Source organism: Paenibacillus sp. SER-28 (assembly GCF_052906305.1).
The window spans coordinates 1-203 of the sequence record NZ_JBRECM010000113.1 but is presented as its reverse complement, the minus strand read 5'-3'; the positions used below and the strand labels follow the sequence as shown (position 1 = coordinate 203).

Below are 203 nucleotides of genomic sequence, written 5' to 3'. Positions count from 1 at the left end.
GGCTGGGGATATAGGATTTGAACCTATGCATGACGGAGTCAAAGTCCGTTGCCTTACCGCTTGGCTAATCCCCAATATGCATATGATTCACAATTCCCCAAGATTTCATCCAGGTAAGAGGATGAAAAATGGTGGAGGCTGAGGGGCTCGAACCCCCGACCCTCTGCTTGTAAGGCAGATGCTCTCCCAGCTGAGCTAAGCCT

At 50.7% G+C, this 203-nt stretch carries 1 tRNA gene; it reads right to left on the bottom strand.

The features are described 5' to 3' along the window. Positions 1-2: 2 nt before the first annotated feature. A tRNA-Gln gene (locus ACUYLD_RS25875) sits at positions 3-74 on the bottom strand. Between the last annotated feature and the right edge of the window lie 129 nt (positions 75-203).